This window comes from Streptomyces sp. SID1328 (assembly GCF_009865595.1).
GTDB classification, from domain to species: domain Bacteria; phylum Actinomycetota; class Actinomycetes; order Streptomycetales; family Streptomycetaceae; genus Streptomyces; species Streptomyces griseoluteus.
The window spans coordinates 1-7,668 of sequence record NZ_WWKH01000854.1; the positions used below are offsets into that span (position 1 = coordinate 1).

Annotated in this window: 10 protein-coding genes; 1 reads left to right on the forward strand and 9 read right to left on the reverse strand. The window is 74.5% G+C overall.

The genetic code is table 11. From position 1 onward, the window contains the following. Positions 1 to 149: 149 nt before the first annotated feature. The 4 genes from GT030_RS27445 to tsaB are packed head-to-tail and all read right to left on the reverse strand — an operon-like array spanning position 150 to position 2,653. Positions 150 to 404, reverse strand: coding sequence for a hypothetical protein (locus GT030_RS27445; RefSeq protein ID WP_161203381.1), 255 nt, complete (start codon positions 402 to 404; stop codon positions 150 to 152). After that, entirely contained in the window at positions 401 to 1,504 is a 1,104-nt protein-coding gene (tsaD, locus tag GT030_RS27450) for a tRNA (adenosine(37)-N6)-threonylcarbamoyltransferase complex transferase subunit TsaD (RefSeq protein ID WP_161203382.1), read from the reverse strand. The genes GT030_RS27445 and tsaD overlap by 4 nt, the downstream gene beginning before the upstream one ends. Beyond that, the gene (gene rimI / locus GT030_RS27455; protein ID WP_086693672.1) at positions 1,497 to 1,979 is read right to left on the reverse strand and encodes a ribosomal protein S18-alanine N-acetyltransferase; all 483 of its coding nucleotides are present in this window, start codon (positions 1,977 to 1,979) and stop codon (positions 1,497 to 1,499) included. The genes tsaD and rimI overlap by 8 nt, the downstream gene beginning before the upstream one ends. A gap of 17 nt (positions 1,980 to 1,996) precedes the next feature. Continuing rightward, a complete protein-coding gene (gene tsaB, locus GT030_RS27460; RefSeq protein ID WP_161203383.1) occupies positions 1,997 to 2,653 on the reverse strand; it encodes a tRNA (adenosine(37)-N6)-threonylcarbamoyltransferase complex dimerization subunit type 1 TsaB in 657 nt (218 codons plus the stop codon). 132 nt (positions 2,654 to 2,785) lie between these two features. Between tsaB and GT030_RS27465 the strand changes: the two genes are divergently transcribed. Further along, a complete protein-coding gene (locus GT030_RS27465; protein WP_161203384.1) occupies positions 2,786 to 3,337 on the forward strand; it encodes a hypothetical protein in 552 nt (183 codons plus the stop codon). A 14-nt stretch (positions 3,338 to 3,351) separates the two neighbouring features. Here GT030_RS27465 and GT030_RS35855 read toward each other — a convergent pair whose 3' ends face one another. The 5 genes from GT030_RS35855 to GT030_RS27485 form a co-directional block, all read right to left on the reverse strand. Then, positions 3,352 to 3,507 carry a hypothetical protein gene (locus GT030_RS35855; RefSeq protein WP_202460625.1) on the reverse strand — a complete coding sequence of 52 codons (156 nt, stop codon included), beginning with the start codon at positions 3,505 to 3,507 and terminating at the stop codon, positions 3,352 to 3,354. A 129-nt stretch (positions 3,508 to 3,636) separates the two neighbouring features. Further along, a complete protein-coding gene (gene tsaE / locus GT030_RS27470; RefSeq protein ID WP_161203385.1) occupies positions 3,637 to 4,149 on the reverse strand; it encodes a tRNA (adenosine(37)-N6)-threonylcarbamoyltransferase complex ATPase subunit type 1 TsaE in 513 nt (170 codons plus the stop codon). Beyond that, positions 4,115 to 5,356, reverse strand: coding sequence for an alpha/beta hydrolase (locus tag GT030_RS27475; protein ID WP_161203386.1), 1,242 nt, complete (start codon positions 5,354 to 5,356; stop codon positions 4,115 to 4,117). The genes tsaE and GT030_RS27475 overlap by 35 nt, the downstream gene beginning before the upstream one ends. 87 nt (positions 5,357 to 5,443) lie before the next feature. After that, a complete protein-coding gene (gene alr, locus GT030_RS27480) occupies positions 5,444 to 6,598 on the reverse strand; it encodes an alanine racemase (RefSeq protein ID WP_161203387.1) in 1,155 nt (384 codons plus the stop codon). Positions 6,599 to 6,663: 65 nt separating this feature from the next. After that, on the reverse strand, positions 6,664 to 7,668 hold a 1,005-nt coding region (locus tag GT030_RS27485), incomplete at its 5' end, for an NAD(P)H-hydrate dehydratase (protein ID WP_161203388.1).

Here is a 7,668-nt window from a genome sequence, read left to right on the forward strand (position 1 = left end):
TTGCACCTGCATTTCCCCGCAGGAAGCGGGGCGTCTTGACTTGGACCACCAACGCGCGGCGTTCGTACCGGAGTTGTTCCGGCCGTTCGCTGTGTGATGATCATAGCGTGTGATCGCGGCGGTGCGCCACCCGAGCCGGCTCAGTCCCCTCAGTCTTCGACGCGCTCGAACCGCCACCGGTGCACCGGCCGGGACACCAGCTCCGCGTCCGGCGCCGGGAGTTCCGGCACGTCCGCGTCGTAGGCCGCGTCCCACCAGGTGACGACCAGCACCCGGTCGCCCGGCGCGCGGAAGGTCTCACGGCGCAGCGGAGTTCCGTCGAGCCGCTGCGCGCGGGCCCAGGCGAGGAGTTCCCCGCCCCGGCCCTCGGCGGCCTTCGCCTCCCACATCAGGGCGACGCTCACGGGTACAGGTTCTCCTTGCTGACCTCGTGCACATGGTCGTGGTCGTGGCTGTGCCCGTTGCCCGGCACGTGCGGGTCGGTCACCGGCAGGGAGGAGTCGGCGGACAGGTCCCAGTCGGAGGCGGAACGGTTGCGGGCGACCATCTCGGCGCCGAGGGCGGCCACCATCGCGCCGTTGTCCGTGCACAGCTTCGGGCGCGGCACGCGCAGCCGGATGCCGGCCGCCTCGCAGCGCTCCTGGGCAAGGGCCCGCAGCCGGGAGTTGGCCGCGACACCGCCGCCGATCATCAGGTGGTCCACGCCCTCGTCCTTGCAGGCGCGCACCGCCTTGCGGGTCAGCACGTCCACCACGGCCTCCTGGAAGGACGCGGCCACGTCCCGCACCGGCACCTCCTCGCCGGCCGCGCGCCTGGCCTCGATCCAGCGGGCCACGGCGGTCTTCAGGCCGGAGAAGGAGAAGTCGTACGCGGGGTCGCGGGGGCCGCTCAGACCGCGTGGGAAGGCGATGGCCGCCGGGTCGCCCTCGCGGGCGTAGCGGTCGATGACCGGGCCGCCGGGGAAGCCCAGGTCGAGCACACGGGCGATCTTGTCGAACGCCTCGCCCGCCGCGTCGTCGATGGTGGCGCCCATCGGCCGCACGTCGGAGGTGATGTCCGAGGAGAGCAGCAGCGAGGAGTGGCCGCCGGAGACCAGCAGCGCCATGGTCGGCTCGGGCAGCGGGCCGTGCTCCAGCTGGTCCACGCAGATGTGCGAGGCCAGGTGGTTCACGCCGTAGAGCGGCTTGCCGAGGGCGTAGGCGTACGCCTTGGCGGCCGAGACGCCGACCAGGAGGGCGCCCGCGAGGCCGGGACCTGCGGTCACCGCGATGCCGTCGAGGTCGCGGGCGGTGATGCCCGCCTCCTTCAGGGCGCGGTCGATGGTCGGGACCATCGCCTCCAGGTGCGCGCGGGACGCCACCTCGGGCACGACACCGCCGAAGCGGGCGTGCTCGTCGACGCTGGAGGCGACCGCGTCGGCGAGCAGGGTCGTGCCGCGCACGATGCCGACGCCGGTCTCGTCGCAGGAGGTCTCGATGCCGAGGACGAGTGGTTCGTCAGCCATTGATCTCGGTTCCTTGTACGTCTTCCAGGGAGGAAGAGGGGTCGGTCAGGCGCATCACCAGGGCGTCCACGTTGCCCGGCTGGTAGTAGCCGCGCCGGAAGCCGATGGGGGCGAAGCCGAAGCGCTCGTAGAGCTTCTGGGCGCGGGTGTTGTCCACCCGGCACTCCAGCATCACCTCGGCGCACTCGAAGGCGGTCGCGGCCCGCAGCAGCTCGGTCAGCAGCCGGGCGCCGAGACCGGTGCCCTGCTGGTCGCGGGCGACGGCGATGGTCTGCACGTCGCCGAGGTCGCCGGAGGAGGCGAGGCCGGCGTATCCGACGAGCCGGCCGTCGTCCTCCGCGACGAGGTAGCGGCGGGTGGCGCCGTCCCCGCGCGCGTGGGCCAGCTCGGACCAGAACATGCCCCGCGACCAGGCGTCCTCGGGGAACAGCTCCTTCTCCAGCTCCAGGACCCGGTCGATGTCCCACCAGCGCATCTCGCGCAGCTTCGCGGTCACTTGGGGGTGACCACCTTGTAGTTCTTCGGCACCTGGGCGTCGGGCCTGCGCAGGTACAGCGGGCGGGGCTCGTCCAGCTCCTCCCCGGCGGCCAGCTTCACGGCGGCCAGCGAGGCGAGCGCGGCGGCGGAGACGTGCTCGGGCTCGTGGACGTCGGGGAAGGTGTCCGGGTAGAGCAGCGCGCCCGCGCCCAGGGCGGGCAGCCCCGCGACCCGCTCGGCGATGTCGGCCGGGCGGTCCACGGCCGGGCCGGTGAGCCGGGTGCGGGAGTCGGCGTAGGTCGCCCAGTAGACCTCCTTGCGCCGGGCGTCGGTCGCCACGACGAAGGGGCCCTTGGTGATGTCGGCTGCGTACGCCAGGCCGTCCAGGGTGCACACGCCGTGCACGGGGACGCCGAGGGCGAGCCCGAAGGTGTCGGCGGTCATCAGGCCGACCCGCAGCCCGGTGTAGGGGCCGGGCCCGGTGCCGACGACGATGCCGGTGACGGCGTCCAGCTTGACCCCGGCGGCGGCGAGCACCCGGTCCACGGCGGGCAGCAGCAGTTCGCCGTGGCGGCGGGCGTCCACCTGGCTCGACGAGGCGACGACGTCCGTCCCGTCGTGCAGGGCGACGGTGACGGCGGGGGTGGCGGTATCCAGAGCGAGCAGAAGCACGCGAACAGCCTACGGCGCCGACGGCTCGCGCACGCCCGCCCCGGTCGGACCGTCACTGACTGCTACGGTCTGTATGAAGTAAGACATATCCCGCGAACCATGACGGGTCGGTACGAGGCAGAGGTGGCGCACGTGGCAGGGACCAGCTCGGGGATCGTGACCGGACTCGTCGCGGTGTCCGTCGGCACCGTCGGCCTCCTGGCCTACCAGGCCGACGCGACCGTCCCGGCGAGCCTGCGCGCGCCGTCGGCGAGCGCCTCACCCTCGGTGGCCGTCACCAAGGCCCCGCGCGACCGCCGCCACCCCACGGCCCTGCCGGCCGGTTCCGGCAAGGGCGAGCGGGTCGTGTACTCGGTCGACGACGACCGCGTCTGGCTGGTGAACGACCACGGCCGCGTCACCCGCACCTTCGGCGTCCGCCCCGGCGGCGTCGACCCGGCCCCCGGCTCCTACTGGGTGACCTCCCGCTCCAACGCCATCACCGGCAGCGACGGCCTCCCGGTCGAGCACGTGGTCCGCTTCACCCAGGTCGACGGCGTCACGGTCGGCTTCAGCGCCGCCACCCGCAACCAGACCGCCGAACCCGGTTCCCCCCGCACCGGCGCCATCCGGGAGACCCGCCCCGACGGCGAGGCGATGTGGCGGTTCGCCACGATCGGGGTGCCGGTGGTGGTGATCCGCTGACGGGAGCGCGCCGCTCAGGCCGCCTTGCGGTGATCCACCCCGCGTTCGACGGGATCCGGGGCCGGAGGCGGCGTGGAGATCGCCTTGGCCGCCGCACAGGACGCCAGCAGGTCGCGCATGGGGAACTGCGGGACGGGCTCGGGGCGGGCCGGGGGACGCGGAGCGGACATGGGGCGCCTCCTGAGCTGCGGGGGCGGGCGGGTTAGGCATGCCTAACCACGGGCTGGATACCATGTGACCACGCCCGGTACGTTCCGCGCAATACGTTCCCGACAGCCTGTCGGGACATCGGTGTGCCCTCAGCCCGTGAGCGAGTCCAGGCCGGCCTTCGCCCAGCGGTCCCCGAGTCCGGTGAGCGTCACGTGGCGGACCTCGTCGGTGGTGTCGCCGACCGCGCGGTGGATGAGGATCTCCAGCCGGTCGTCGGTCAGTTCCTCGACCTTGCCCTCGCCCCACTCCACGACGATGACCGACTCGGGCAGGGACACGTCGAGGTCCAGGTCCTCCATGTCGTCCAGCCCGCCGGAGAGCCGGTAGGCGTCGACGTGGACCAGGGGCGGCCCGTCGACCAGGGAAGGGTGGACCCGTGCGATGACGAAGGTCGGCGAGGTGACCGCGCCGCGCACCCCGAGCCCCTCGCCGAGCCCCCGGGTCAGCGTCGTCTTGCCCGCGCCCAGCTCGCCGGTGAGCATCACCAGGTCGCCCGCGCGCAGCAGCCCGGCCAGTCTCAGGCCCAGGTCCCGCATCTGCTCGGGGGAGGTGACGGTGAGCCGGGTCTCAGCCGGGTTGTGCGGTGCTACTGCCTCTTCCATAACCGCTTACGGTAGCTCCTGCCGGTACGGCTCCCGCGCGGGTCAGCAGGTCCGCGAGGCGGTCGGTGACGACCTCGGGGTGCTCCAGCATCACCAGGTGGCCGGCGTCCGGCACGAGCACCAGCTCGGCGTCGGGCAGCAGGTCCGCGATGGCCTCGCTGTGCTCGCTCGGCGTGACCAGGTCCCGCACCCCGGCCAGCACCAGCACCGGCATGTCCTGGAAGCAGGCCAGCGCCTCGGTCTTGTCGTGGTCGGTGAAGGCCGGGTAGAACTCCGCGACCACGTCGATCGGCGTGGACTCGATCATCCGCTCCGCGAACCGCGCGACCGCCGGGTCGATGTCCCGCCCCGCGAACGAGTACCGCTTGATCACCCCGGCGAAAAGATCCGCGGTGGCCCGGCGCCCCTTCTCCACCAGCTCCGCCTGCTGCCCGAGCGCCTTCAGCACGCCCGGCAGCACCCGGCGCACCGCGTTGACCCCGGCCACCGGGAGCCCGAAGTTGACCTCGCCGAGCCGCCCGGAGGAGGTGCCGACGAACGCGGTGGCGACGACCCGGTCCCGGATGTACTCCGGGAACTGCGCGGCCAGCGCCATGACCGTCATCCCGCCCATCGAGTGCCCCACCAGCACCACGGGCCCCTCGGGCACGGCGGCGTCCAGCACCGCCCGGAGATCCCGGCCGAGCTGGTCGATGGTGACGGGCAGCCCGTCGCGGATCTGGGCCACGCCCCGCCCGGACTCCCCATGGCTGCGCTGGTCCCAGTGGACGGTGCGGACGACGCCGCGCAGGGCGGCCCGCTGGAAGTGCCAGGAGTCCTGGCCGAGGCAGTAGCCGTGGCAGAAGACGACGGTCACCGGGGCGGGCGCCTTGCGGCCGAAGAGCCTGCGGCGGCGCGGGGAGACGTTCGGGCCGGGGTCGGGCTCGACGTCGTCGACCTCGTAGTACAGCTCGGTGCCGTCGTCGGCGACCGCCTTGCCGGGGGTGCCGCGCAGGGTGCCGTAGGGGCCGGTGGAGTCCAGCGCCAGGGCGGCCTTGCGGCGTATGTCGCGGCCGACCGTCATCCGCTCTATGGCGACCCCGGCCGCCGCGCCCGCGGCGAGGACGCCTATCGCGGCGCCGGCGAGACCGGTCGCCTTGCGCCAGCCGCCGGACGCGGCCGTCGCGGCCACCGCGTCCACCACGGCCTCCGCACTGCTCTCGCTCACGTGCCGTTCCTCCTCGCCGTACTGCCGTCAGCCGGGGCCGTGCGCCCCGGAGCTACCGGACAGTAGCGTGCCCGGTACCCGCAGGGGTCATCCGTTCACATGGACGCGGGGCACGCGGGTGCCGATCCGGGTGACGATCTCGTACGCGATCGTGCCGCACACCTGCGCCCAGTCCTCGGCGGTGGGCTCGCCCACGTCGCCGGGCCCGAACAGCACGGCCCGCGTGCCCGGCCGGGGCTCGTCGCCGCCGAGGTCGACCACGAACTGGTCCATCGCCACCCGCCCCGCGACGGTCCGCAGCTTGCCGTCGATCAGCACCGGGCCGCCGCCCGAGGCGTGCCGGGGGATGCCGTCGGCGTAGCCCAGCGGCACCAGGCCGAGGGTGGTCTCGCCGGGGGTGACGTAGTGGTGGCCGTAGCTGACGCCGTGCCCGCCCGGCACCCGCTTGACCAGCGCCAGCGACGCGCTCAGCGTCATCACCGGGCGCAGCCCGAAGTCGGCCGGGGTGCCCAGTTCGGGGCTGGGCGAGATGCCGTACATCGCGATGCCGGTACGGACGAGGTCGAAGTGGGTCTCCGGAAGGGTCAGCGTGGCCGGGGAGTTGGCGATGTGCCGCACCTCGGGCTCCACGCCCCGCTCCTCGGCGTACGCCACCATCTCCCGGAACCGGGTGAGCTGGGCGGCGATGGAGGGGTGGCCGGGCTCGTCGGCGCAGGCGAAGTGGGACCACAGTCCGGTGACCCTGATCAGCCCGGCGGCCTCGGCCTCCAGGGCGGCGCCGACCAGTTCGGGCCAGTCCTCGGGCTGGCAGCCGTTGCGGCCGAGCCCGGTGTCGGCCTTGAGCTGCACCCGCGCGGGCCGGCCCGCCTCGCGGGCGGCGTCGCTGACCTCGCGCAGCGCCCACATGCCGCTGACCGCGACGTCGAGGTCGGCCTCGATCGCCTGCCGCCAGGGCCCGCCCGGCACCCAGAGCCAGCACATGATCCGGCCCGGCAGCCCGGCCGCGCGCAGCGCGAGGGCCTCCTCCGGGGTGGCCGTGCCCAGCCAGGTCGCCCCGGCCTCCAGAGCCGCGCGGGCGCACGGCACGGCACCGTGGCCGTACGCGTCCGACTTGACGACGGCCATCAGGTGCGCGCCCCGGGCACGGGCGCGCAGCGCCCGGACGTTGGCGCGCAGGGCACCCAGATCGATCTCGGCGCGGGCGCGCAGGGGCGCGGTCGGCACAGCGGAAGTCTCGTTCATGGCGCCCCCAGTCTCTCAGAGGGCGTCGGCGGCCCCCGGCCGCACTCCTCGGCGATCCGCCGCGCTCAGTCCCGGACGACGTCCCGCCAGGCGTCGGGGAGGTGCTCGGTGATGTCCAGCGCGGCGATGGGGGCGCCCCGCGAGGCCAGGCGCCCGGCGAGGCCGTGGAGGTAGGCGGCGACGCCGGCCGCGTCCAGCGCGGACAGCTGGGAGGCGAGCAGCGATCCGGCGAGCCCTGACAGCACGTCACCGCTTCCGGCGGTGGCCAGCCAGCCGGTGCCGGTGGAGTTGACCCGTACCGGGCCGCCGCCGGGGTCGGCGACCAGCGTGGTGGAGCCCTTCAGCAGCACCGTCGCCCGGTAGGCGGCGGCCAGTTCGCGCACCGAGGTCAGCCGGGCCGCCTCGACCTCCTCGCGCCGCACCCCCAGCAGGGCGGCGGCCTCCCCGGCGTGAGGGGTCATCAGGGTCGGCGCGGTGCGCCCGCGTACGAGGTCGCGGTCGGCCAGGCGCAGCCCGTCGGCGTCCAGCAGCACGGGTACGTCGGCGCCGAGCACCTTGGCCACGGTCGCCGCGTCGTCCCCGGCGCCCGGCCCCACCACCCACGCCTGCACCCGGCCCGCGTGGTCGGGGCCCCGGTCGGAGACGAGGGTCTCGGGGAAGCGGGCGATGACCGCCTCCCCGGCGGGGCCGACGTACCGTACGGCGCCCGCACCACCGCGCAGCGCGCCGGAGACGGCGAGCACGGCGGCGCCGGGGTAGCGCGCGGAGCCGGCGGCGATGCCGAGCACCCCGCGCCGGTACTTGTCGCTCTCCGCGCCGGGCCGGGGCAGCAGCCGGGCCACGTCCTCGTGCTGGAGGGCCTCAAGCACCGGGTCCGCGGGGAGTTCGAGGCCGATCTCGACGAGCCGTACCGTCCCGGCGTGCTCCCGGCCGGGGTCGATCAGCAGACCGGGCTTGTAGGCGCCGAAGGTGACGGTGAGGTCGGCGCGTACGGCGGAGCCGGACACCTCGCCGGTGTCCGCGTCGACCCCGCTGGGCAGGTCCACGGCGACGACCGCGGCCCGCGCCCG

What these genes read in the sequence shown, in the direction of transcription:
- tsaD (WP_161203382.1), bottom strand. Translation starts at nt 1,504, where the DNA reads ATGGCTGACGAACCACTCGTCCTCGGCATCGAGACCTCCTGCGACGAG.
- rimI (WP_086693672.1), bottom strand. Translation starts at nt 1,979, where the DNA reads ATGCGCTGGTGGGACATCGACCGGGTCCTGGAGCTGGAGAAGGAGCTG.
- GT030_RS35855 (WP_202460625.1), bottom strand. Translation starts at nt 3,507, where the DNA reads ATGTCCGCTCCGCGTCCCCCGGCCCGCCCCGAGCCCGTCCCGCAGTTC.
- tsaE (WP_161203385.1), bottom strand. Translation starts at nt 4,149, where the DNA reads ATGGAAGAGGCAGTAGCACCGCACAACCCGGCTGAGACCCGGCTCACC.
- alr (WP_161203387.1), bottom strand. Translation starts at nt 6,598, where the DNA reads ATGAACGAGACTTCCGCTGTGCCGACCGCGCCCCTGCGCGCCCGCGCC.